Raw genomic sequence first — 23,446 nt, 5'->3', positions numbered from 1 at the left:
TAACAATTTAATTAGAAGAGCACCTCCTGGTGCTCTTTTTGTTTTTGCCCGACCTGACTATTTGGTCAATTTAATCTATCTATAAACAAGAGTAAAAGAATGACTTCTGCTAAACCCATCCGCCGCGCACTATTAAGTGTTTCTGATAAATCTGGTATTGTTGAATTTGCCACTAGCCTTGCTGAACAAGGCGTGGAACTACTGTCTACTGGCGGAACTGCCAAATTGTTAGCTGACGCAGGTCTAAACGTAACAGAAGTTTCTGATTACACTGGCCACCCAGAGATTATGGCAGGAAGGGTAAAAACACTTCATCCAAAAGTACATGGCGGTATATTAGCTCGCCGTGGTATTGATGAGGAAGTGATGCAGGAAAACAACATTCAAGCTATCGATTTAGTAGTTGTTAATTTATATCCGTTTGCTGCCACCGTGGCCAATGAGGATTGCTCGTTAGAAGACGCCATCGAAAATATTGACATTGGTGGTCCTACAATGGTTCGTGCCGCAGCAAAAAACCATAAAGATGTAACAATAGTCGTTAACGCAAAAGATTATCCGCGCGTATTGTCTGAAATGTCTGAAAACCAAGGCTCATTGACTTATCAAACACGTTTTGATTTGGCAATTGCAGCATTTGAACACACTGCCGAATACGATGGCATGATTGCAAATTATTTTGGTGCGCGCATTGACTCCACTGAGTGTGAAGACGATTGTGGTCATGAGCATAGCGAGTTTCCTCGTACCTACAATATGCAATTTAGCAAAAAGCAAAACTTGCGCTATGGTGAGAATAGCCATCAATCTGCGGCTTTTTATGTGGAAAATCAAATTCAAGAAGCATCTGTTGCTACTGCAAAACAACTGCAGGGTAAAGAGCTATCATTCAATAACATTGCCGATACAGACGCAGCATTAGAATGTGTTAAAGAATTTTCAGAACCTGCTTGCGTAATCGTTAAACATGCTAACCCTTGTGGTGTGGCTCTAGGAGACGATCTTTTCAGCGCGTATGATCGTGCATATAAAACGGATCCAACGTCGGCGTTTGGCGGAATTATCGCGTTTAACCGTGAACTAGATGCCAAAACAGCACAAGCCATTATTGACCGTCAATTTGTAGAAGTCATTATTGCACCAACAATCAGTCAAGCCGCAGCCGACATCGTTGCTGCGAAACAAAACGTACGCTTACTTGAATGCGGTGATTGGTTAGGACAACTTACTGACGGCTACGATTTTAAACGGGTAAACGGTGGTTTGTTGGTTCAAGAACGTGATTTCGGTATGGTTGAAGAGCAGGATCTTAGCGTTGTAAGTAAGCGCCAACCCACTGCTGAAGAGTTGAAAGATCTAATATTCACTTGGAAAGTGGCTAAGTATGTTAAATCGAACGCTATTGTTTATTGCAAAAACAGCATGACCATAGGAGTTGGCGCAGGACAGATGAGCCGAGTATATTCGGCCAAAATCGCTGGCATTAAAGCTGCTGATGAAAACCTTGAAGTAAAAGGTTCAGTCATGGCTTCTGATGCATTCTTCCCGTTTAGAGACGGCATTGACGCTGCGGCAGCGGCCGGTATCACAGCGGTGATTCAACCCGGTGGTTCCATGCGTGATAACGAAGTAATCGCCGCGGCAGATGAGCACAATATTGCCATGGTATTTACTGGCATGCGTCACTTTAAACATTAATATCATCCATAGGTTAAAGCCCGCACTTACTGTAGTGCGAGCTTTAGCCCGGAAAACAAAATCAACACACCAACGGGATGAATCCCGTCCTACACTTCATCCCCGCATTTTACGCCCAACAAAAACCCACGGGATAAATCCCGCACTAGTTTGATTGTTTCGAAATTTTGCAAAACGCACGTCTAAGTAGTATTTTTGACTAATAATTCGCTTTTAGTACCAATTCAAAATCAAGGTGAAATTTAACACACTGATTTTACTATTGTTTTTATTGGTATTCATTTTGCTCCAAATAGAATGTATTCTAACAACAACCTGTATAAGTGGAGATTTTCAATGGATGGTGCACTACCAATTTTGATTGTATTTGTATTGCCAATCGTGATTCTAGGAATGGTATTTGGGCATAGGCAAAAAATGATAGAAGCAAAAGTTAAGATGAATGCAGGCTCTGATGAAGTAACAGCGTTAGCTGCTGAACTAAAGTCGGTAAAAGAACGCCTCAATACTCTCGAAGCGATAGTGACTGATGACAAGTATCAGTTGAACCAAGAGTTCTCTAAACTAAAAACAACCTCTTCATAGACTCCAATTAAATTCGATGTAAAAAGCGTGCTGTAAAACACGCTTTTTTCGCTTTAATTCGGTACAATCCACCGCAACATTTATCTCAACTCTTCTTTAATCAGGTATTAAGATAATTTATTCATGAAAATACTTATCATTGGCGGCGGTGGTCGCGAACACGCTTTAGCGTTTAAATCAGCTCAAAATGACTATGTTGAAACGGTATATGTAGCCCCAGGAAATGCAGGAACAGCTACAGAAAACAAACTGGTTAATATTGATATTCAAGCAGATGATGTCACGGGTCTCGTGGCCTTCGCAACCGAGCATGCCATTGATTTAACTATAGTTGGTCCCGAAGCACCGTTGGTTTTAGGTGTCGTCGATGCGTTTCAAGCCAAAGGATTGAGTATATTTGGTCCATCCAAAGCAGCAGCTCAATTGGAAGGTTCGAAAGCTTTCACGAAAGATTTTCTAGCGCGACATAAAATTCCCACAGGTGAATATCAGAATTTCACTGAAATTGAGCCAGCACTTGCTTACTTAAAAGAAAAAGGTGCACCTATTGTCATTAAAGCAGATGGATTAGCAGCTGGAAAAGGCGTTATTGTCGCAATGACCGAGCAAGAAGCTGAAGACGCTATTCGCGATATGCTTGCAGGAAACGCCTTTGGTGAAGCAGGTAGCAGAGTTGTTATCGAAGAGTTTCTTGATGGTGAAGAAGCCAGCTTTATTGTAATGGTTGACGGTAAGAATGTACTCTCATTTGCCACTAGCCAAGATCATAAGCGCGTTGGAAACGGTGATTCTGGCCCGAATACCGGCGGTATGGGTGCATATTCACCAGCGCCTGTTGTCACACCTGAAATCCACCAGCGAATTATGGATGAAGTAATTTATCCAACCGTAAATGGAATGGCGAGTGAAGGTAATCCGTACTCTGGCTTTTTGTATGCTGGATTGATGATCATGAGTGATGGAACACCTAAAGTAATTGAATATAACTGCCGCTTTGGTGATCCCGAAACCCAACCAATAATGTTGCGTCTTCAGTCCGATTTGGTTGCTTTATGTAAGCAAGCCACTGAAGGGAAATTAGATCAAGCAACGATAGAGTTCGATTCGAGAGCTGCAGTCGGCGTTGTGTTAGCCGCTGGTGGATACCCTGGCAGTTACAACAAAGGTGATGAAATAAAAGGATTAGACGAAGCTGCGCAAATATATGGAAAAGTTTTCCATGCAGGTACTAAACTCCTAGATGGTAAAATCACTACCAACGGGGGCAGAGTATTATGCGCAACGGCATTGGGTAACTCTGTTACAGACGCACAAAACAATGCCTATAATTTAGTTCAGAAAATCAATTGGAACGGTATGTTTTATCGTGACGATATTGCCTATCGCGCTATAGCAAGAGAAAAAAGTTAAATTGGACGATAAAACAAATAAACCCGGCAAACAAGGTGATCCATTACATGGGATCACCTTGAAAGTCATGCTCGAAAAGCTGCAACAAGAATATGGCTTTGAAGGCCTTGGTTGGCGCATTAAAGTAAAGTGCTTTATCGAAAATCCGAGTATGAGTTCCAGCCTCAAGTTTTTGCGCAGAACACCATGGGCCCGTAAAAAAGTGGAGGAGCTTTACTTATCCACATTCTGTAAAAAGTAACTCAACAGCACACGAACCATCTCTCATACCGAGAATCGCTCACAAGGCATTGTCTGCAACCAAACAAAACACGTCTAGGCTATAAGCTGTGTTGAATCTTGCCTAGAGAAAAATTCAATATTTAACCTAAGACTTGCATCCATTTTCACAAAGCATATAGTTGAATTTATTAATTAACATCGAATCTCTTAGCAATCGCTAAGAACACATAATTATGCTTATCCAGTTATTATTAGGCTCTGTGATTATCATTCTTACTATCATCGTTCAGGTGATCATTCTGGGTGTTTTATCTTCGTTTTTCGTACAAGTTAGCCTCTGGCAATCAAAGGGCTATAAAATAGTTAAAAACGCTGTAGTGATAGTGATATCTGTACTTTGGTTAGTATTAGGAATAACCATAAACACCTGGATATGGGCATTCGCATTTCAGTTTATCGGTGAATTTGCCAACCTTGAAGAAGCACTTTATTTCGCAATATCATCTTTTACCACTTTAGGGTACGGTGACCTTATACTAAGCAAAGAATGGCGAATTATGGGGGCATTAAGTGCTGTCAACGGCCTAATTGTATTTGGCCTCAACACCGCATTTTTAGTAGAACTGATGATTAAAACATGGGGAACTTCGCGCACTAAGAAGGATTGATTATAAGCACCTAAACAACGCAATATATTCTCATCTTTTTTAAGTCTTAATGAGTTCTGCAACAAATTTGTCTTAGTAAATCACTTGACCATTTCGTTTGCCTTGCTTATAACTAACGGTCCTTAATCCTCAAAATGTAAACTATGTCTCTAAAACATCCAATAATTGCGATAACAGGTTCCTCCGGAGCAGGTACAACTACGACGACTAATGCCATACGGCATATTTTTCGTAATTTAACTGTAAACGCGGCTTCTGTTGCGGGAGATAGTTTCCACCGTTTTACGCGTCCGGAAATGGAAGTGGAAATACGCAAAGCGCAGGAGCAAGGCCGTCATATAAGTTATTTTGGGCCAAAGGCTAACGATTTTATTATGCTGGAAAAGCTGTTTGCTCAATATGGCGAAACAGGTACCGGACAGCATCGTCAATATCTTCATACTTTTGATGAAGCTGTGCCGTTTAATCAAATGCCCGGCACTTTTACCCCTTGGCAAGATTTGCCAGAAAACACAGACCTGTTGTTTTATGAAGGTTTACATGGTGGTGTTACCACACCAGAAGCAGATGTAGCTAAACATGTCGATTTGTTAGTTGGCATGGTACCCATAGTAAATCTAGAATGGATTCAAAAGATTATCAGAGATACTACAGATCGTGGTCACACTCGTGAAGCGGTCATGAGCAGTATCGTTAGAAGTCTCGAAGACTATTTTCACTACATTACTCCACAGTTTTCTAATACCCACGTCAATTTCCAGCGAGTGCCCACAGTTGACACTAGCAACCCGTTCAGTGCGCGTGAAATCCCCACACAAGACGAAAGTTTTGTGGTAGTTAGATTTCGCCGTGAAATGAAAAACGTCGACTTTCCTTATTTATTAAAAATGATTGATGGTGCGTTTATGTCAAGAATAAACACCTTAGTTGTACCTGGTGGGAAAATGGGCTTAGCGATGGAATTGATACTATCCCCTTTGATTGAAGAACTGCTAGAGCGTAAACGCAAAGCAGGATTTCAGATGGATTGGGTTACCGACGAATAGTGGCTAGCCCAACTCCCTCCATACGTTGGGGAATAATCGGTTGTGGTGATGTTTGTGAGAAAAAAAGCGGCCCTGCGTATCAACAAACACCCGCTTTTGAGCTTTATGCAGTAAGTGCTCGCTCACCCGGAAAGGCACAGGATTTTGCACGTCGTCATAGTGTTCCTCATTATTACGAAACGGCCCAGCAGTTAATAGACGATCCTAGTATCGATGCAATATACATTGCCACCCCACCTGACAGCCACCTGGAATTAGCCTTACTTGTCGCCAAGGCCAAAAAGATTTGTTGTATTGAAAAACCAATGGCATTGAATTTTATCCAGTGTCAGCAAATAGTAGATGCCTTTGAGTCTCAAAAACTAGAACTATTTGTCGCCTACTACCGCCGCTCGCTTCCCGGCTTTATCGCCCTAAAAAACGCGTTAGATAACGGCAAAATTGGACGAATCAGGCAAATAAGTTGGCACTATAGCCGCCCACCATCAGACAAAGATTTAAGCCAAACGCAAAACTGGCGAACCGACAAAAGCATCGCATTGGGTGGTTATTTTGAGGATATCGCCAGTCATGGCTTAAATTTAATGTCTTATTTTATTGGCCCTGCAATTCATGCCCAAGGAATTTGTTCCAATCAACAACAACTCTACTCAGCGCATGACGCCATTGTTGCAAATCTAGCGTTCGAAAATAATGTAACTGGATCCGCAAGTTGGAATTTCGGAAGTTACCTTTATCAAGATAAAATGCAAATAATAGGCGAAAGCGGTGTAATGGATTTCGCTGTTTTTGGCGATAGCCCTGCAACCATCGCAACCCGAGATGACAGCCAAGTTATCAATATGCATACACCAAACCCTATCCAAGGGCCATTCGTGCAGGCTATTGCTGACCATCTTAATGGTACCTCTATACATCCCAGTCAGGGCGAAAGTGCCGGCCATACCAACTGGATAATGGATAAAATACTGGGTGTGCTTTAAGCGCTAATTAATAGAATTACATCTGAATTAAATAATACCTGACCCCATTTTTTGATTTACAAACAATTTGTAACACTCAACTTAACATTGTTAGCTTGCTAATCTTTTGAATTATTTAGTATTCATTTATAGTGGACTGAATAATTCCAGTTGGGGATCGACATGGGACAAGAAACACAAAAAGTATTGGTTGTTGATGATGATATGCGTCTGCGTAGCTTGTTGGAGCGTTATTTAGTTGAACAAGGCTACCAAGTTCGTACCGCAGCCAACTCAGAGCAAATGGATAGATTATTAGAACGTGAAAATTTTCACTTAATGGTGCTCGACTTAATGCTTCCGGGCGAAGATGGCTTATCAATTTGCCGACGTCTTCGCCAAAAAGAGAACGAAATACCCATTATCATGTTGACCGCTAAAGGTGATGAAGTAGACCGAATTATTGGCTTAGAAATGGGAGCCGACGATTACTTGCCTAAGCCTTTTAACCCAAGAGAATTATTGGCTCGCGCTAAAGCTGTACTAAGACGCAAAACGAACGAAGCGCCAGGTGCTCCGTCAATGGAAATGCAGGTAGTAGAGTTTGGTAAATATCGATTAAATTTAGCCACACGCGAGATGTTTTCTGACGGCGAGGCAATTACGCTTACCAGTGGCGAATTTGCGGTGCTAAAGTCTTTAGTCACTCACCCTAGAGAACCACTTTCCAGAGATAAGTTAATGAACTTAGCAAGGGGGCGGGATTATAGTGCTTTGGAACGAAGTATCGACGTGCAGGTATCACGCTTACGCCGAATGCTTGAAGTCGATCCAGCGAACCCTCGTTACATTCAAACGGTTTGGGGCTTAGGCTATGTTTTTGTACCAGACGGCGAAGCACAATAAATGCAAGTTGAATAAATACTGGTGAGAATATTTCCGAAAAGTGCATTTGGACAAACGGTCTTATTAATTGGCGTATTGCTGCTGATCAATCAGGTCGTCTCTTATTTATCTGTTACCTATTATTTTATTCGACCTAATTATCAACAAATTAATTCTCTCATCGCCAAACAAATTAACATGGTGTTTTTGGATGAAGTGGATTACCACGATAAAGACACACAAGAAAATATTTACGCTGCGACTAACATACGCATTTATACCGAGGATGAAGCCGTTGAAAATGGGCTACATCATGCCATTTATTATCAATTTTTTTCGCGCCAAATATCAGAGCTACTCGGTGGCGAAGCCGATGTCAGAATATCGCCTTCAGAACCCTTTCTAATATGGGTTAATCCGCCGCAAGATTCCAGCGTCTGGATATCCATTCCCATGGCCAGTTTCAGTGAAGGTGATATTTCGCCATTAACTATATATTTGTTGGTAATTGGTGTACTCAGTGTCGCTGGGGGTTGGATCTTTGTACGTCGCTTGAATAAGCCCATCCATGCCTTGCAGGTAGCCGCATTAGAAGTAGCTAAAGGCAACGTCCCTGCACCACTAAAAGAAGAAGGGGCAAGTGAATTAATCGCGGTAACCAGTGCGTTTAACCAAATGTCGAAAGGCATAAAACAACTCGAAGACGACCGCGCTTTATTAACCGCGGGCATTTCTCACGATTTACGTACACCTTTAACACGAATTCGTTTAGCCAGCGAAATGTTGCCAGAAGATCAATCGTGGATTAAAGACGGTATTGTCCACGATATCGAAGATATGAATGACATTATCGATCAGTTTATAGATTACGTACGACAAGACACTCGCGAACGCCGAGAAAAACTATCCTTAAACGATTTAATCGAAGATGTAGTTCAGGCACGCAATATTGAAGAAAATCATGTCATTGATACGCACTTAGCAAAACTGCCTTTAGTTATGATTAGACGTATCGCGATTAAACGAGTACTCGATAATTTAATTGAAAATGCATTCCGTTATGGAAGTGAGAAGATTGATATCGCAAGTAGTTATGATAAACGCAACAAGCAAGTAGTGTTCACAGTGCGAGATTACGGTCCTGGCATTCCCGAAGAACAAATCGAAAACTTATTTCAACCCTTTACTCAAGGTGATAAAGCTCGTGGCAGTGACGGCTCGGGGTTGGGTTTAGCCATAATTAAACGCATTGTTGGTCTGCATAAAGGCAAAGTGGAACTAAGCAACCATCCTCAAGGTGGTCTAGTCGCTACTGTGATACTTCCAATCAACTAATCACATTCAAACCCGCACATTGGTGCCCAAAATTAGCTAATCTCTTGTAAAGATAATTGGACTGCTAGAATCAGAAGCGCTACATTAATAGAAAACAAATGGAGATTGAAAATTACTACTTTAAATAGTATTGCAGCTCTTGACTGAGTTAGTAGCACGTTCAATTAATCTGTTGCTGAAAACTGCAATTGGTGCAGGTTTCGGTCTTCTTGCAGCCCTAATAAATTACTACCTGTTTTTTTCTCTTTACGGCAATATTACTATTCATCTTGGCGAAATAGTCGCTATTGTTTGTATGGTAAAATTCGGTCTTAGGGCCGGAATTGTAGCCTCATTGATTAGTACTCTCGGACTGTATTTTGCGATTGGTAACTTAAATTATTTCGTCCTGTTTGCATTTGAAATAGTTTTTCTTTACCTGCTAGTCAAGCGTGGTACTCAACTACTCATCGCTGATTTTCTTTTTTGGTTATTTATTGGTTTACCGCTCACGTTTCTTATCGTTTATTTTATTGCCGGAATAAAAGGTGATTTCTTATTCATTGTATTATTCAAGCATGTGGTTAATGGCATTCTAGTCGCTGCAATTGCATCCATCATATTATCATTCTGGAGAAGTAATCCTGACTCCATCGATTCAGCTATCAAACCAAAATTAGCGACACAAATTTTTTCACTCTCCATTGTCAGTATTACCACGCCTTCACTCATTGTAGCCATGATATTAACCACAAATGCGGCTGAAAAATTAGAACGTCAAATAGAGCTGCAACTAGTGGATAAAGCTAGGTATATGGCAAACTTAATAAGCAACTATGTGATGTTGCACCAACAGGCGGTAAGCAATGTAGCGCAACTTTATAGTCTCCTACCCGATGACGAATTAGCTAACCAGAACTTGCTAGAACAACACAAAACAAGTTTACCGGGCTTTATTTCAATGATTGTCACAGATAAAGAGGGGAATGTGATTCAAGGGTCGCCCCAAGACATCTTTGATGCAAATATTAAATCACTTAATAAACAACAAAATGTATCTGATCGAGACTATTTTTTACGTGTACAAGAAAGCAAAAGTAACTACGTTTCTCAAGTATTCAAAGGCAGAGGATTTGGTCAAGATCCTATCATTGCATTAAGTTCTCCAATCTTAAAAAATCAACAGTTCACAGGAATAGTGGAAGGCTCTCTAAACTTGCCTAATTTTTATGATTTAGAAGAACAAGCTTATGCTCAAGATGAACTTATGTTAGTTAGCGATCGCAACAATAATATTATTTTTGCTTCAGCGGCTTTAGAACAGGAAACACTAACGCAACTAATAATTAAAAAGCCTGCCATGTTACTCAGTAACCAAATTTCAATTATAGAACTTAGTGAAAAAGCTTACCTCTATGCTGACTGGGAGACCAAAGAAGGGTGGACCATTTTTGTATTGAAAAAGCCGGACATCATTTTTCGCTCCTTGAGTCAAAACGTCATTCTGGTTTCAGTAAGTTTAATTTTTCTAATATTGTTGTTTTTAGCGGTGGCCCGTCAGTTCGCAAGTCAAATAACTAAACCACTGGAGCTCTTGGTCGAACAATTTAGCGGTAATAAGATCATGAAGTCAGCGTCTATTTCAAATATATCAAGCAAAGAAATTTCGCTGTTGTTCAAGTCATTATCTGAAGCAAAGCGTATCTCAGTGGAATTCCAAAAACGACTATCTGAAGAAGTAAAAATTAAAACCTCACAGCTAACGTTAATGAACAATCAACTTAAGCAATTGGCGACACTAGATGGGCTCACACAATTACTTAATCGCCGGTCGTTCGATGAAAAGGCAGTAAAGTTACTTAAAGCATCAACACGTAACCAACTACCGTTGACCTTTGCAATAGTGGATATTGATGATTTTAAACGGATTAATGATAGTTTCGGTCATCCAGCCGGGGATTACTGTATTAAATTTGTAGCAACACAATTAGCAGACATATTTAAACGTGATACAGATTTGGTGAGCCGCTATGGTGGCGAGGAGTTTGCACTTATTCTAGGTGATGGTAGCCCAGTTTCGCATAAAACCTTATTGCTGGATTTTGTTAAACGTATAGCTGAATCTCAAATTGTTTTTGAGCAAATGACAATTTCGCTAACTGTTAGCCTTGGCGCATTTACAGTGCAAAACGGCAATAAAATAGAATATACCCAACTCGTTAAGAATGCCGACCGGTTACTTTATCAAGCAAAAGACAGCGGTAGAAATAAAGCGGTATTTGGGGATGACAGCTAATTTTAGAGCCCTTATTTTTTGTCCATGATTTCAATTTGAAGCCCGTGCCCCCCTGCGTTCACAAACGATCAATTGAAGCTGAACTTTGATTAATGCAGTCACTATCATTTTGGGTTTAAAGGTCGACAATCAGCTTCGCTTGCTTCTATTAACTTTAACCAATGGGGTAACACTTCAATTTGTTCAATAATTAGTTTAATACATACCAGCAAAGGTACAGCCAGCAGGATGCCAATGATTCCCCACAACCAGCCCGTTAGAGCAAGCCATACAATGATAATTAACGGGTTTACCCGCATGCTAGTTCCGAGTACCGCTGGGGTAACGAACTGTGACTCAATTATATTTAAGACCAGAAATACCCCTCCAGGTAATAGTGCCAAGCTCGTTGCGCCAAACTGCACAACACCAACCATACTTAAAATGGTTAAACCAATTATAGGTCCGACGTAAGGAACAAAATTTAAGAAACTAATGATCGCTCCCCACAATAAATAATCCTGTACCCCAAAATACGCAAGGCAGGCAGCGGTTGCCACGCCCAATCCTAAATTTACAAGACTGATAGTTAAGATATATTTCGACAACTCGTGTTGAATTCGTTGCACCAAACAATTGGCTTTTTCTTTGTTTTCAACAATCGGAAAATCACTGATAAAAACCGAAAATAAAGGTGAGCCATAAATCAGTAAAAACAAAATTAATATAATGCAGCCAAATAACTGTGCTAAGAATATAGGCATGGCTGCAAGGCTAGTTAACAGCATATCTAAGCTACCTTGTTTAATTTTTTCTTTAACTGACGTACCTTCTTGCTCAACATCTTCGGGTTCTTCCTCTGCATCATCGGAAAACCAGTTTCCAAAAAAAGACTTGGACTGTTTTTCTTTAGCAGCCATACGTTGTTGCTTTTCTACGTCAAACGCATCACTAATCTCATCTATTTGCTCTGTCACTTGCTGGGTATATTTAGGAACCACCTTGATCCACCGCTCTACCGGTTCAACCAACTCAATGCATAATATCGAAAATGGCGCAATTAACGCTGCTAACAATACAACTGCGGATATACTGCGAGGAATGTAGAAAGCTTTTAGTTTTCTGACTAATGGACTAAGTAGAAGAGCAACAAATGCAGAGAATACTAAAGGAATAATAATCGATTGTGCGAAATATAGAGTATAGAGAATAGCGATTCCAACCACTATTTTTAGCAGCCTTACCGCTTTTACATCTCGAGTTTTAAACTTATAGGTATCTGAACTGTGTATTAATGGGCTGTTTTGCATCTCTATCTCATTATTATTATATTTTAGCTAATCAAACGGTTTCTACTTCTTGCCAGTGCACTTGGGCATCACATGTACTAACTCGTTTTTCGATATCGTCCTTCAAAACCACAAAAGACACCAAATGAAAACATGCCTACTCCAACTAACGCTACCAAGTAGGGCCCAAATGGCTGCTCTAACAGCGTTTGTAACGCTTCGCTCATGCCACCAGCTTTGTTTGAATCATAAGTCATCGCAGCATGCATAAAAAAACCGCCAACCATAAAATAAATAACGCCACGACCAGCGAAGCCCGCTCTGCCGAATCCATTGGCTAAATGTTTTTTTGTTCCCGGCATTGAGTTCACAAACTTATCCATGAAATCACCTTTTATCGTGTGCTTAAATTGAATCAGTGCAAATAGCATTATAATTAAACTAATAATTCCAATCAGAACGACACCCCACTCCTCTTGCAAAATGCTGCTGCTCATTTGTTTTGAATCTTGGGATGATGAATTATCAGAGCGCCCTAACAACACCTTAACTGCAGCATAGGTAACTGATGTATACACAATTGCAGAGCCAAAATAAAAAACCCTCAAAATAACTTCGTTAGGCTTCGTAATATCTAAGTTATCTGGGTTAGTAATACCTTGCACTAACCTCCAAATAATGTAGCAAGATAAACCGATTATCATAATTGTTAGTGAAATAGAGCCAAACGGAGATGTAAGAATTTCACGAAAAACGGTTTCCTTGGAAACTTCGTCAGTTGTTGCTGTCCTGAATGCGGCAAATAAAATTAGTCCTCCGAGAATGCAGTAAACCACGCATTTCGCCGAATAACCTACTCTTGCAATCGTATTTATAATTTTAAGATGGCTCGATTTCATTAGTTAACTGTCCAAAGTAGAGCTGTTTATTGCATTCATTTACGCAACGGAGCAAGATTTGAACCACTATGTTAACTAATCGTAAATGATTGCTAGCGGCTTAACTAAGTATAGCCATTAAATGCCATCCCCGAGCAAAAGATAGGAAGGGAGTGAAGAGACATGTAACTGAGTCAGCGGATAGATCTCGCAAACTCAGCTCATTTAAAGAATTAAAACGACTGATTCAGTCGCATAGTGAACTTGGATTGATGTCGAAGCGTTAAATGTAAGTTAAGAACTCAAGCATATACAGTTGATACGATAAAGCTGATTAAGGCAGTATTAAACAACCTCAATAAGCTCAGAAAACGCCTTTTCTTCTACAATTGCACCTTTGAAACCTATTACCACTCCAGCCACCTTTGCAGCGTATCGTGTCGCATTTTCTGGATCTTTACCCGCCAAGCGCGCAGCTAAATATCCGCCTATAAACGAGTCACCAGCAGAGGTTGTATCGACAATATTCTTAACCGCAGTGATAGGCACACTAACCCGTCCATCAGAGGTTTGAATCAGTACATTTTGTGGGCCGTTCTTCAGCACAATTTCGGCAATATTCTTATTATCTAAATAAGCGAAAATATCGTCACTATTAGTATGTTGATACAAGTCAAAATGATCATCTCCACCAGGAAAGGCCAAGTCAGCACAGTCATAACTTAAATCAATCCATTTACGAGCAACGTCTGCAGATTCCCATAGCCGAGCACGATAATTAGGATCGAAAACGATCCGAGCGCCCTGCCTTCGATAATATTCAGCCAAATCGATAAGTTTTTGCCTACTATGTTCCGGTAAAATAGCCAATGAAATGCCTGAAAAGTAGAAATCACTTACGTCTTTTGGGGGCTCTGATAACAGATCTAAAGTTTGTTTAGCAGCTGAGTCATTGCGCCAATACATAAAACTTCGTTCACCTGTTTCATCTGTACGCACCATATACAAGCCAAGGGTTTTATCTTGGCTTCGTATAACAAGGGAGCTATCAATTGATTCACTTTGCATTAAAGTGATCAGCTCATCACTAACATAATCTTGACCAATTGCGGTTAAATAGGAAACTTGTTTTTGAGGAAGACAACGCTTTAAATAAACGGCTGTATTAAACGTATCACCAGCAAACGCTTGTTTGAGAACTCCTTGTGTTTGATGAGAAAGCTCAATCATACACTCACCAAAAATTAAACATCGACTCATTCTTGTTATCCTCAAACACAGCCTGTACAAGGCTGCAAATTTTTAAAATTAGATTAATTAGACAGTGCGATTAACTCGCCTTTTCGTGTTTTACCTGATAAGCATCTCGATAAATGCCATTTGCCGCTTCTTTAGCTAGCTCAACGATGGCCTGAACTTGTGACATTGGAAACGCCACAACAGGTGCAGTAATACCAATTGATGCCACTACAACACCGCGATTGTCACGCACCGGCACAGCTAAACATCGAGCATCTTTATTGTACTCACGATCATCCAGAGCATAACCCATGGCCACAACGCGTTTTAATTCCTTACGCAATGAATCGATGTCAGTAATCGTGTGTTCGGTATGACGCTCCATAGGGTGTTCTTGAATTAGCAGCTCTAAATTATCGTAGTAGAGATGGGCCAAAAACACCTTGCCTGTAGATGAACAATGCATTTGTGCTTGCACACCCGGTCGTTTTGATACTAACAGCGGATTAGGGCTATCGAACACTTCAACAATCAACACTTGCCCGTTATTTGGCACCGCCAAGTGCGCAGTGTGACCACTTTTCAACGCTAAACGTTGAACATGGGGAATCGCTAATTGGTGCATTCGATCTGAGTGTATAATATTAAATCCAAGTTGCATTAACTCGGCACCACAAAAGTAGAGTTTACCGCGCTTTTGTACCATTTGCTCTGCACATAACGTGCGTAATAAACGAAATAACGTGGTGCGGGGTAACTCTAACTCTGCCATCAATTCCTGCATAGTTAAGCCTTGGTTATGCTTTACTAACAGTCTTAGTACTTCGCAAGCGCGATTGACGCTCGGAATGAGGTAGCGTTCCATAATTTAAAACCTCAACAAAAAGAACAAACCACTTATTCTTAATTTTAATATCGTCTAAATTCAGCCTAGTGTAGTTATTTTAATTGATTGGCTGGATATCAATTCAATACAATATAGTTAAAAGTATACTTCATTTTTCTAGACTTGCTAAAAAGCTTAAAAATTATTCTATATAATTCATAGTTTTAAGCACTTAGGCTGGATAAAGAACTTTTACTTCTATCACGCTACTAAATAATAGTCGAATACTATCCTAAACTAACTTAACAATTATAAGTGAATCACAAATCACCAAATTGAGTGCATTAATTTTTTTAAATTCAACGAGCTAAGAAGCCGTCATTAACAGCGAGAACATGACCGTCAATATAATGATCAGTTAATTTATAATCAGGTTGAATCATCTCGCTGCTTACATGGTATTCGACGGTTGCCCAAAGGCACCGCTATGAATAGATTCAATATCAATTGCGTCAAAGCTGTATTCTTTATGGCAATACTGACAATTTAATCTAACTGCGCCGTCTTCAGCCACAATATTGAGCAATTCTTGTTTATCAACATTCGCAATGGCAACTGCACTGCGCTCTTTACTGCACGTACACGAAAATCTAATATTTTGCGCCGGATAAAGCTCTACTTCTTCTTGGTGATATAAACGATGCAGTACATCATTGGCAGGTAAGTTCAGTAATTCCTCTGCTGTAATGGTCTCGGTCAATGCACTTAAATGAGTGAAGTCTGGGCTATCAGCTACATTTGTTGCTTCGCTACTCGTTGGTAGTACTTGTAAAATCAATCCACCAGCACGATTATGCTCCTCGGTTAACGAGGTTTTTAGTATCACGCGGGTTAGCAGTTGCTCTGATTGAGTAAAATAACTCTCAAGACATTCAGATAAACTAGGTTTATCAATTGCAACCATTCCCTGATACCTTTCACCCAACTCTGGTGTGATAGTGATTACTAACACACCTTTAGGGAATAATTCTAATAACGAGGTTGAAAATTCAGTTTCATCCGTATCCCACCTAGCAACACCACGTAATTTTTGGTCATGGGTTCCATTTATAACTGCGTACTTAACTGCACCTTCGCCTTGCAATTGCAACGCGATATTGCCTTTAAATTTTAGCGTAGCGGTCAATAGAGAGGCCGCGGCCATCAACTCACCTAAAAGCTGTTGGATAACTTTTGGGTATGACTGTGAGTTTAGAATCTCTTGATAACTATTTTCAAGTTGGACAAGCTCACCGCGTACATTTGCGTTGTTGAATACATATCGGTGTAACTGATCAAAGTGGGACATAACCTTCTCTTACTGCTGTTTAAACTGAATAATTTTACGACGTTGTTTTTTATCTGGGCGAGTTTCCGGCCTCGGACTATGAAACGCACTTAATTTGCGTGCTTCTGCATTTTTTTCACGTTGCGCGATACTTTTTTCGGTTTCAACGTAAAGCAATTGTGCTTGTGGCGCACTCACACGTTTATCACTTAGCCCTTCAACAATGACTTCTTTGCTATCAAAACCTGCTGGCAACACTATGGTTGCACCGATTTCCACATTTCGGCTGGCTTTAGCTCTTTGTCCATTATATTGCACCTTACCAGATTGCACCATGTCTCGCGCTAAAGAACGGGTTTTAAAAAATCGAGCTGCCCACAGCCATTTATCTAATCGAACTATTTCGGTGTCTTTGTTGTCTGTCTTATTCTTCATATTTTGCGCCCGTTGACCTGTGCTTAACAACTTTCAAATGCAATTTTATGGTAATGTTAATTTTTAATAGTTGTGACCCACATATCAACTGGTTATCATTGTTCGCGTTTTGCGACAATAATCGACCTAGAAGTGATAAAAGATGAGCCCTGGTAGTACAAACTTAAGCCAAATATGGCTGCAAATTAGCAAATTTCAATCGCAGATTAATCTGCTGGTTGTGATTTTGTTGGTTCTGTATCTTTTAGCTTTTCTAGCTGATATGACATGGCGGCTAATTCCAGAACCTCAAAATAGTACAAATTCTGCAGTACAGACCACTCAAAGATCACATTCTTCTTCCAATTCAGAGTCTCGTATTAATTTGTCTCAGCTAAAAAGCTTAAACCTTTTTGGCGATTTATCCTCAAAAGAGGAGACACCTGTTAAACAAGAAATTACTGAAGCACCGGAAACACGATTGAAACTCACCTTAACTGGCGTTGTGAAAACCAATGAACCCGGAGTTGGCACGGCAATCATTGAAAATCGCGGTCTTCAAAACACTTATGGTATCGATGATGAAATTGATGGTACTAATGCAAGTTTACAAGAAGTATTTGCGGATCGGGTAATTATTAAAAATGGCCCCAGACGCGAAACCTTAATGTTAGATGGTTTAGAATACTCTAAAGAAAGTCAAATATATCGGCCACCCGTAGAAACGATAGCTGATGGTCAACCCATTGAGCGCGAAGAGTATACCGAACTCACGCCTGAAATGGTTGAAACAACTCGGGAATTGCGTCGCAATCCGGGGGGCTTTACTGAATTTATCGCCGTTGCACCGGTTCAAGGTGAAGATGGCTTAATCGCTGGATATAAAATCACCCCAGGTAAAAACCCCAAGTTATTTAAGGCCGCGGGATTTGCAGTAGGTGATGTAGTTACTGAAATTAATGGATTGGATTTAACCGACCCAGAGCAGGCAATGGAAGCTTTGTCAGCACTAAATCAATCGGATTCATTACAACTTACAATTAGTCGAGGTGAGGAACTTCTCACTTTGTATTTGGATTTCCCTGAAGGGGAAGAAGAACAAGATATATGAGGATTACCCCTATGAGGCAAACGAGCCGCAGTAGATTTAGAGGCTTATGTTTGGCAGCGTGTGCAGTGTTTTTGTCCGTTTCAACAATGACGGCAGCGAAAGACTACTCGCCAAATTTCAAAAATGCTGAAATTTCTGAGTTCATCAATATTGTTGGTAAAAACCTGCAAAAAACCATCATCGTAAGCCCAGATGTGCGTGGTAAAATCAGTGTACGTAGCTACGACTTGCTTAATGAAGAGCAATATTATCAATTCTTCCTCAATGTATTACAGGTCTATGATTTCGCGGTAGTTGAAATGCCTAATGGTATTTTAAAAGTCGTTCGTGCCAAAGACGCCAAAACGTCAAATATCCCAGTTATCCAAGGTACACCTTTCGACGGTGATGAAATGATCACCAGAGTTGTTCCTGTTTATAATGTTCCTGTTAGAGAACTTGCGCCAATTCTTCGTCAGCTAAACGACCAAGCTGGAGGCGGTAACGTCGTCAGCCATGATCCTTCTAATGTGATGATGTTGACCGGTCGAGCAGCCGTTGTTAATCGTTTAGTGGAGATTATCGAACGAGTTGATCAAGCCGGTGATGAAGAAGTAGAAATTGTTAAACTCAAATATGCGTCAGCCTCTGAAATGGTCCGCATTATTGAAAATATCAACAAAAATGCATCGAAAGCCCAAGCAACTGGAAAGTCAGAACCCCGTGTAGTTGCTGATGACCGCACCAATAGTGTTATCGTTTCAGGTGATAATAAAGCACGTAAACGTTTGATCAACCTGATTACCAAAATGGATCAGGAACTGGAAACCAGCGGTAATACCCGAGTTATTTTTGTTAATTACGCTAAAGCCGAAGATTTAGTCAAGGTGCTACAAGGGGTAAGCGCAAGTATTCAAGCCGAAGAGCAAGGTGCCCAGGGAAGTAATAACCGCAGTAGAACCACTAATAACCGTGAAGTTAGCATAGATGCGCATCCTGACTCTAACGCGCTGGTCATAACCGCAGAACCAGACATGATGCGTTCGTTAGAAGAAGTCATTCGCCAACTTGATATTCGTCGCGCTCAAGTAACTGTAGAAGCGATTATCGTAGAAGTATTTGAAGGTGACGGCACCACGCTAGGCGTCCAGTGGGCGAGTGAAGAAGGTGGTGGCCAGCAATTTACTAATGGTGTTGTTGGAATTGGCTCACTGGCAGTTGCAGTTGATGCTGCGGACGATCAAGTTACCACCACGACCGGTTTTGATGACAATGGTCAACCGTACTCGTACGATTCAGTCACACAGGGCGATTTTACATCGTTAGCCTCTTTGGTGGGTGGCCTCAATGGTTTGTTAGTTGGTGTGGTAAAAGATGGCTGGGGTGCAGTATTGCAAGCTGTCAGCACTGACACGAATTCGAACGTGTTATCCACACCACATTTAACCACCATGGACAACGAAGAAGCATTCTTCATTGTTGGTCAGGAAGTGCCAATTATTACCGGTTCATCCACAGGTTCCAACAATGCTAACCCATTCCAAACCGTAGAGCGTAAAGAGGTGGGTATCAAACTTAAAGTTACACCACAAATCAATGAAGGTGATGCTGTTCAGTTGTTAATTGAGCAGGAAGTGTCAAGCGTCAGCGGTGCTACATCTGTGGATATCGCGATCAATAAACGTGAGATTAAAACCACCGTAATCGTCGATGATGGTGGCACAATTGTTTTAGGTGGCCTAATTGACGAAGATGTTCAGGAAAGTATTTCCAAGGTACCGCTTTTGGGTGATATTCCGATTTTGGGCAACTTGTTCAAATCTACCACCACCAGCAAACGTAAACGTAATTTGATGGTATTTATACGCCCGTCTATTGTACGTGATGGTGCAACAATGAACTCCATCAGTCATAAAAAATATAACTATATTCGAGCGCAGCAGTTAAAACGCCAGTCAGAAGGGGTCGCATTAATGCCAATGACTGAGAACCCTGTGCTGCCTGAATGGGATGATGCATTAGAGTTACCACCCACTTTCGAAGAATATCTGTTGAAGAAAGAGCAGGAAAGCAAGAATTAATGAGCATTGAAACAGCTGAAAATGCTGAACTCAATCCAGACATGTTAGACGCTGAAACAGCGGCAGTTGACATGGATGAAGAAGAGGTTGTGCAACACAAACAACTGGCTTTCAGTTTTGCTAAACGCCATAAGGTGCTGTTAGATACTGGCGAAGAGCCAGCAATTTTATATCACACGGCCAGTACCGATTTTTCCGTTTTCGTAGAAGTGCGGCGATTTTTACAAGCTGATTTTCAATTGAAAGAAATTGCGGATGAAGAATTTGAAAGCCTGTTAACCAAAGCATTTCAAAGAGACTCATCGGCCGCTAAACAATTAATGGAAGATATCGGAAACGAAAGTGATTTGTTTGCGTTAGCAGAAGAACTTCCCGATACCGAAGATTTGCTCGAGAACGAAGATGATGCCCCTATCATCAAACTCATCAATGCAATGTTAAGTGAAGCCATTAAAGAAGGCGCTTCAGACATTCATATTGAGACCTTCGAAAATCAGTTGATCGTCCGATTCCGCGTTGATGGCGTGCTAAGAGAAATTTTACGTCCAAACCGCAAATTGTCCTCTATGTTGGTGTCACGTATAAAAGTTATGGCGAAATTAGATATCGCCGAAAAGCGTGTCCCGCAAGATGGTCGTATTACGCTGCGAATTGCTGGTAGAGCGGTGGATGTTAGGGTTTCAACTATGCCATCGAGTCATGGCGAGCGAGTTGTACTTCGTTTGCTAGATAAAAACAATGCGCGTTTGAATCTGACTGATTTAGGCATGACACCTAAAAATCGCGAAATATTCTCTGCATTAATTCGCAAACCTCACGGTATTATTCTGGTGACCGGCCCTACGGGCTCAGGTAAAAGTACAACCTTATATGCTGGGCTGTCGGAAATTAACTCCAAAGACCGCAATATTTTAACTGTAGAAGATCCCATTGAATTTGATTTGCAAGGAATCGGGCAAACACAAGTAAATCCGCGAGTAGACATGACGTTTGCGCGAGGATTAAGAGCAATATTACGGCAAGATCCCGATGTGGTTATGATCGGGGAAATTCGTGATCTGGAAACCGCTCAAATTGGTGTACAAGCGAGTTTGACCGGTCACTTAGTTCTATCGACCTTGCACACGAATACCGCTGCAGGTGCTATTACCCGACTTGAAGATATGGGTATTGAACCGTTTTTATTATCATCAAGTTTATTGGCAGTATTATCGCAAAGACTGGTAAGAACCTTGTGTGCTGATTGCAAGACATCGCATTTACCCAGTGAAGCAGAATGTCAAATATTGGGGCTTTCTCAGCAAACCAATACACAAGAAATATACAGTCCTAAAGGTTGTGCTGCGTGTAATCAAACCGGTTATCGCGGTCGAACTGGTATTCATGAATTGCTTGTCGTTGACGAACCTACACGCGAGATAATTCACAATGGTCATGGCGAGCAAGCCATAGAAAAGCATGTCAGAAAAACCACACCGAGCATACGCGAAGATGGCTGTAGCAAAGTACTTCTTGGTTACACGTCCCTTGAAGAAGTCCTGCGTGTTACCCGGGAGGATTAATTTTGGCAGCCTATGCGTATAAAGCGATTAGTCAATCTGGTCGGAATAAAAGTGGTGTATTAGAAGGTGATAATGCACGCCATATCCGTCAACAATTACGCGAACTGGAACTGATTCCTCTTGAAGTTGAACAAGTAACTGAGCAAGAACGTCGCGAAAACAAAAATAAATTCACCTTATTTAAACGTGGTATCTCAGCCGGCGACTTAGCCTTACTAACTCGTCAAATAGCGACCTTGGTTGAATCAGCGTTACCCATAGAAGAAGCACTGTTAGCTGTAGCCGAACAATGTGAGAAGCCCCGTCATAAAAACATGATGATGGCAGTCCGTAGTAAAGTTGTCGAAGGCCATTCGTTAGCAGACGCAATGTCTGAATTTCCGCAAGTATTTGATGAGCTATTTCGCGCTATGGTCGCAGCAGGTGAAAAATCCGGTCACCTAGATACAGTGCTCAATAGACTCGCCGATTACACTGAAAAACGCCAACAAACGCGTAGCCAAATAACACAGGCTATGGTGTATCCAGCGATTATGTTGTTTTTTGCATTTGGCATTATTTTCTTACTGTTGACCGTTGTGGTTCCTAAAATCGTAGGTCAATTTGACAATATGGGGCAGGAACTTCCTGCGATTACCAGTATTCTAATCAGTGTCAGCACTTGGTTACAAAGTTATGGTCTCATTGCGATTGTTTTACTCATTGTGGCGACTATTATTGTTCGGCGAATTCTGCAACAACCAGTAATGAAAAAACGCTATCACAAGTTTATTTTGGAACTACCACTGATAGGTAAAGTATCCAAAGGCTTGAATACTGCTCGTTTTGCCAGCACTTTGAGTATATTAAATGCCAGCGCGGTTCCGCTTTTAGAAGCGATGCGTATTGCTGGTGATGTACTTGAGAATTTACATATACGAGAAGCCGTTGCTGATGCGGCAATAAAAGTAAAAGAAGGCTCAAGTCTGCGTGCCGCATTGGAAAAAACGAAAATGTTTCCACCGATGATGATGCACATGATCGCCTCTGGTGAACGCAGTGGTGAGCTTCAACAAATGTTAAAACGTGCGGCTGATAACCAAGATAGGGAATTTGAGACCTTAGTTGGTGTCTCATTAAAAGTCTTTGAACCTATTCTAATTGTCAGTATGGCAGCTATCGTACTATTTATTGTACTAGCAATTTTACAACCAATTTTAGCGCTTAATAATATGGTGAATATGTAATGAAAAGAAACAAACCCAAACAGACTGGTTTTACCTTGATTGAGGTAATGGTGGTGTTACTAATTATTGGCATAATGGCAGGTCTTGTCGCGCCGCAAATTTTGGGTAACCAGGAAGAGGCTCAACGTAAGGCAGCAGCCATTGATATTCAATCTTTAGAAAGTGCACTAACGCGTTACAAGTTGAGTAATAATCGCTTTCCGACCACAGAACAAGGTTTAGATGCACTAGTCAATGAACCGTCTATCGATCCGATTCCTCGTAACTATCCCAATGGTGGTTACATAAACCGTTTACCTAATGACCCATGGGACAACCCATATCAGCTAGTTAGTCCTGGGGAGTTAGGTGTGATTGATGTGTTTTCAAATGGACCTGATGGCGAACCGGGCACGGAAGATGATATTGGTAATTGGAATTTAGGCGATTACCTAAACTAACATTTGAGT

21 protein-coding genes are annotated in these 23,446 nt (G+C 40.9%); 15 read left to right on the top strand and 6 right to left on the bottom strand.

Features of this window, described 5'->3' with window-relative positions:
• Positions 1-99 precede the first annotated feature (99 nt).
• From purH to GLIP_RS18150, 10 genes are all read left to right on the top strand, one after another.
• A complete protein-coding gene (gene purH / locus GLIP_RS18195; protein ID WP_008846160.1) occupies positions 100-1,698 on the top strand; it encodes a bifunctional phosphoribosylaminoimidazolecarboxamide formyltransferase/IMP cyclohydrolase in 1,599 nt (532 codons plus the stop codon).
• A 336-nt stretch (positions 1,699-2,034) separates the two neighbouring features.
• Positions 2,035-2,283 (top strand): hypothetical protein, encoded by a 249-nt coding sequence (locus GLIP_RS18190; protein WP_008846159.1) that lies wholly within the window; start codon positions 2,035-2,037, stop codon positions 2,281-2,283.
• Positions 2,284-2,406: 123 nt separating this feature from the next.
• A complete protein-coding gene (gene purD / locus GLIP_RS18185) occupies positions 2,407-3,693 on the top strand; it encodes a phosphoribosylamine--glycine ligase (protein ID WP_008846158.1) in 1,287 nt (428 codons plus the stop codon).
• A gap of 1 nt (position 3,694) precedes the next feature.
• Complete coding sequence (locus GLIP_RS18180; protein ID WP_008846157.1) at positions 3,695-3,934, top strand: VF530 family protein; 240 nt, start codon at positions 3,695-3,697, stop codon at positions 3,932-3,934.
• A 214-nt stretch (positions 3,935-4,148) separates the two neighbouring features.
• On the top strand, positions 4,149-4,583 hold the full coding sequence (locus tag GLIP_RS18175; protein WP_008846156.1) for an ion channel: 435 nt from the start codon (positions 4,149-4,151) through the stop codon (positions 4,581-4,583).
• Positions 4,584-4,726: 143 nt separating this feature from the next.
• Positions 4,727-5,629 carry a phosphoribulokinase gene (locus GLIP_RS18170; protein WP_008846155.1) on the top strand — a complete coding sequence of 301 codons (903 nt, stop codon included), beginning with the start codon at positions 4,727-4,729 and terminating at the stop codon, positions 5,627-5,629.
• On the top strand, positions 5,629-6,612 hold the full coding sequence (locus tag GLIP_RS18165) for a Gfo/Idh/MocA family protein (RefSeq protein ID WP_008846154.1): 984 nt from the start codon (positions 5,629-5,631) through the stop codon (positions 6,610-6,612). Before GLIP_RS18170 ends, GLIP_RS18165 begins: the two co-directional genes overlap by 1 nt.
• A 162-nt stretch (positions 6,613-6,774) precedes the next feature.
• Positions 6,775-7,497 carry an osmolarity response regulator transcription factor OmpR gene (ompR, locus tag GLIP_RS18160; protein ID WP_008846153.1) on the top strand — a complete coding sequence of 241 codons (723 nt, stop codon included), beginning with the start codon at positions 6,775-6,777 and terminating at the stop codon, positions 7,495-7,497.
• Positions 7,498-7,518: 21 nt separating this feature from the next.
• Positions 7,519-8,811, top strand: a complete 1,293-nt coding sequence (gene envZ / locus GLIP_RS18155) for a two-component system sensor histidine kinase EnvZ (protein ID WP_008846152.1) — start codon at positions 7,519-7,521, stop codon at positions 8,809-8,811.
• Between the two features lie 139 nt (positions 8,812-8,950).
• Positions 8,951-11,086, top strand: a complete 2,136-nt coding sequence (locus GLIP_RS18150; protein WP_008846151.1) for a diguanylate cyclase — start codon at positions 8,951-8,953, stop codon at positions 11,084-11,086.
• Positions 11,087-11,190: 104 nt separating this feature from the next.
• Here GLIP_RS18150 and GLIP_RS18145 read toward each other — a convergent pair whose 3' ends face one another.
• The 6 genes from GLIP_RS18145 to hslR all read right to left on the bottom strand — a co-directional run bounded on the left by GLIP_RS18145 (position 11,191) and on the right by hslR (position 17,059).
• Positions 11,191-12,375, bottom strand: coding sequence for an AI-2E family transporter (locus tag GLIP_RS18145; protein WP_008846150.1), 1,185 nt, complete (start codon positions 12,373-12,375; stop codon positions 11,191-11,193).
• Between the two features lie 77 nt (positions 12,376-12,452).
• On the bottom strand, positions 12,453-13,253 hold the full coding sequence (locus tag GLIP_RS18140; RefSeq protein WP_040523492.1) for a DUF1206 domain-containing protein: 801 nt from the start codon (positions 13,251-13,253) through the stop codon (positions 12,453-12,455).
• Between the two features lie 324 nt (positions 13,254-13,577).
• Entirely contained in the window at positions 13,578-14,492 is a 915-nt protein-coding gene (locus GLIP_RS18135; RefSeq protein WP_008846148.1) for a sugar kinase, read from the bottom strand.
• A gap of 70 nt (positions 14,493-14,562) precedes the next feature.
• Complete coding sequence (locus tag GLIP_RS18130; RefSeq protein ID WP_052155011.1) at positions 14,563-15,336, bottom strand: IclR family transcriptional regulator; 774 nt, start codon at positions 15,334-15,336, stop codon at positions 14,563-14,565.
• A gap of 412 nt (positions 15,337-15,748) precedes the next feature.
• Positions 15,749-16,645: an Hsp33 family molecular chaperone HslO gene (gene hslO, locus GLIP_RS18125; RefSeq protein WP_008846146.1), complete on the bottom strand. Its 897-nt coding sequence runs from the start codon at positions 16,643-16,645 to the stop codon at positions 15,749-15,751.
• A gap of 9 nt (positions 16,646-16,654) precedes the next feature.
• Positions 16,655-17,059 carry a ribosome-associated heat shock protein Hsp15 gene (gene hslR, locus GLIP_RS18120; protein WP_040523489.1) on the bottom strand — a complete coding sequence of 135 codons (405 nt, stop codon included), beginning with the start codon at positions 17,057-17,059 and terminating at the stop codon, positions 16,655-16,657.
• Positions 17,060-17,201: 142 nt separating this feature from the next.
• Here hslR and gspC point away from each other — a divergent pair, with 142 nt between their 5' ends.
• The 5 genes from gspC to gspG are packed head-to-tail and all read left to right on the top strand — an operon-like array spanning position 17,202 to position 23,437.
• Positions 17,202-18,149 (top strand): type II secretion system protein GspC, encoded by a 948-nt coding sequence (gspC, locus tag GLIP_RS18115; protein ID WP_040523486.1) that lies wholly within the window; start codon positions 17,202-17,204, stop codon positions 18,147-18,149.
• Between the two features lie 11 nt (positions 18,150-18,160).
• Entirely contained in the window at positions 18,161-20,209 is a 2,049-nt protein-coding gene (gene gspD / locus GLIP_RS18110; protein WP_008846142.1) for a type II secretion system secretin GspD, read from the top strand.
• A complete protein-coding gene (gene gspE, locus GLIP_RS18105; protein WP_008846141.1) occupies positions 20,209-21,771 on the top strand; it encodes a type II secretion system ATPase GspE in 1,563 nt (520 codons plus the stop codon). Before gspD ends, gspE begins: the two co-directional genes overlap by 1 nt.
• Positions 21,772-21,773: 2 nt before the next feature.
• Positions 21,774-22,997, top strand: a complete 1,224-nt coding sequence (gene gspF / locus GLIP_RS18100) for a type II secretion system inner membrane protein GspF (protein ID WP_008846140.1) — start codon at positions 21,774-21,776, stop codon at positions 22,995-22,997.
• The gene (gspG, locus tag GLIP_RS18095) at positions 22,997-23,437 is read left to right on the top strand and encodes a type II secretion system major pseudopilin GspG (protein ID WP_008846139.1); all 441 of its coding nucleotides are present in this window, start codon (positions 22,997-22,999) and stop codon (positions 23,435-23,437) included. Before gspF ends, gspG begins: the two co-directional genes overlap by 1 nt.
• Positions 23,438-23,446: the final 9 nt, after the last annotated feature.

Origin of the sequence: Aliiglaciecola lipolytica E3, assembly GCF_000314975.1 — a bacterium.
In the GTDB taxonomy this organism is placed as follows: domain Bacteria; phylum Pseudomonadota; class Gammaproteobacteria; order Enterobacterales; family Alteromonadaceae; genus Aliiglaciecola; species Aliiglaciecola lipolytica.
The sequence above is the reverse complement of the archived record's forward strand: the minus strand, read 5'-3'. Positions and strand labels throughout refer to the sequence as shown.

What these genes read in the sequence shown, in the direction of transcription:
- purH (WP_008846160.1), top strand. Translation starts at nt 100, where the DNA reads ATGACTTCTGCTAAACCCATCCGCCGCGCACTATTAAGTGTTTCTGAT.
- GLIP_RS18190 (WP_008846159.1), top strand. Translation starts at nt 2,035, where the DNA reads ATGGATGGTGCACTACCAATTTTGATTGTATTTGTATTGCCAATCGTG.
- purD (WP_008846158.1), top strand. Translation starts at nt 2,407, where the DNA reads ATGAAAATACTTATCATTGGCGGCGGTGGTCGCGAACACGCTTTAGCG.
- GLIP_RS18175 (WP_008846156.1), top strand. Translation starts at nt 4,149, where the DNA reads ATGCTTATCCAGTTATTATTAGGCTCTGTGATTATCATTCTTACTATC.
- GLIP_RS18170 (WP_008846155.1), top strand. Translation starts at nt 4,727, where the DNA reads ATGTCTCTAAAACATCCAATAATTGCGATAACAGGTTCCTCCGGAGCA.
- ompR (WP_008846153.1), top strand. Translation starts at nt 6,775, where the DNA reads ATGGGACAAGAAACACAAAAAGTATTGGTTGTTGATGATGATATGCGT.
- GLIP_RS18145 (WP_008846150.1), bottom strand. Translation starts at nt 12,375, where the DNA reads ATGCAAAACAGCCCATTAATACACAGTTCAGATACCTATAAGTTTAAA.
- GLIP_RS18140 (WP_040523492.1), bottom strand. Translation starts at nt 13,253, where the DNA reads ATGAAATCGAGCCATCTTAAAATTATAAATACGATTGCAAGAGTAGGT.
- GLIP_RS18135 (WP_008846148.1), bottom strand. Translation starts at nt 14,492, where the DNA reads ATGAGTCGATGTTTAATTTTTGGTGAGTGTATGATTGAGCTTTCTCAT.
- GLIP_RS18130 (WP_052155011.1), bottom strand. Translation starts at nt 15,336, where the DNA reads ATGGAACGCTACCTCATTCCGAGCGTCAATCGCGCTTGCGAAGTACTA.
- hslO (WP_008846146.1), bottom strand. Translation starts at nt 16,645, where the DNA reads ATGTCCCACTTTGATCAGTTACACCGATATGTATTCAACAACGCAAAT.
- hslR (WP_040523489.1), bottom strand. Translation starts at nt 17,059, where the DNA reads ATGAAGAATAAGACAGACAACAAAGACACCGAAATAGTTCGATTAGAT.
- gspC (WP_040523486.1), top strand. Translation starts at nt 17,202, where the DNA reads ATGAGCCCTGGTAGTACAAACTTAAGCCAAATATGGCTGCAAATTAGC.
- gspD (WP_008846142.1), top strand. Translation starts at nt 18,161, where the DNA reads ATGAGGCAAACGAGCCGCAGTAGATTTAGAGGCTTATGTTTGGCAGCG.
- gspE (WP_008846141.1), top strand. Translation starts at nt 20,209, where the DNA reads ATGAGCATTGAAACAGCTGAAAATGCTGAACTCAATCCAGACATGTTA.
- gspG (WP_008846139.1), top strand. Translation starts at nt 22,997, where the DNA reads ATGAAAAGAAACAAACCCAAACAGACTGGTTTTACCTTGATTGAGGTA.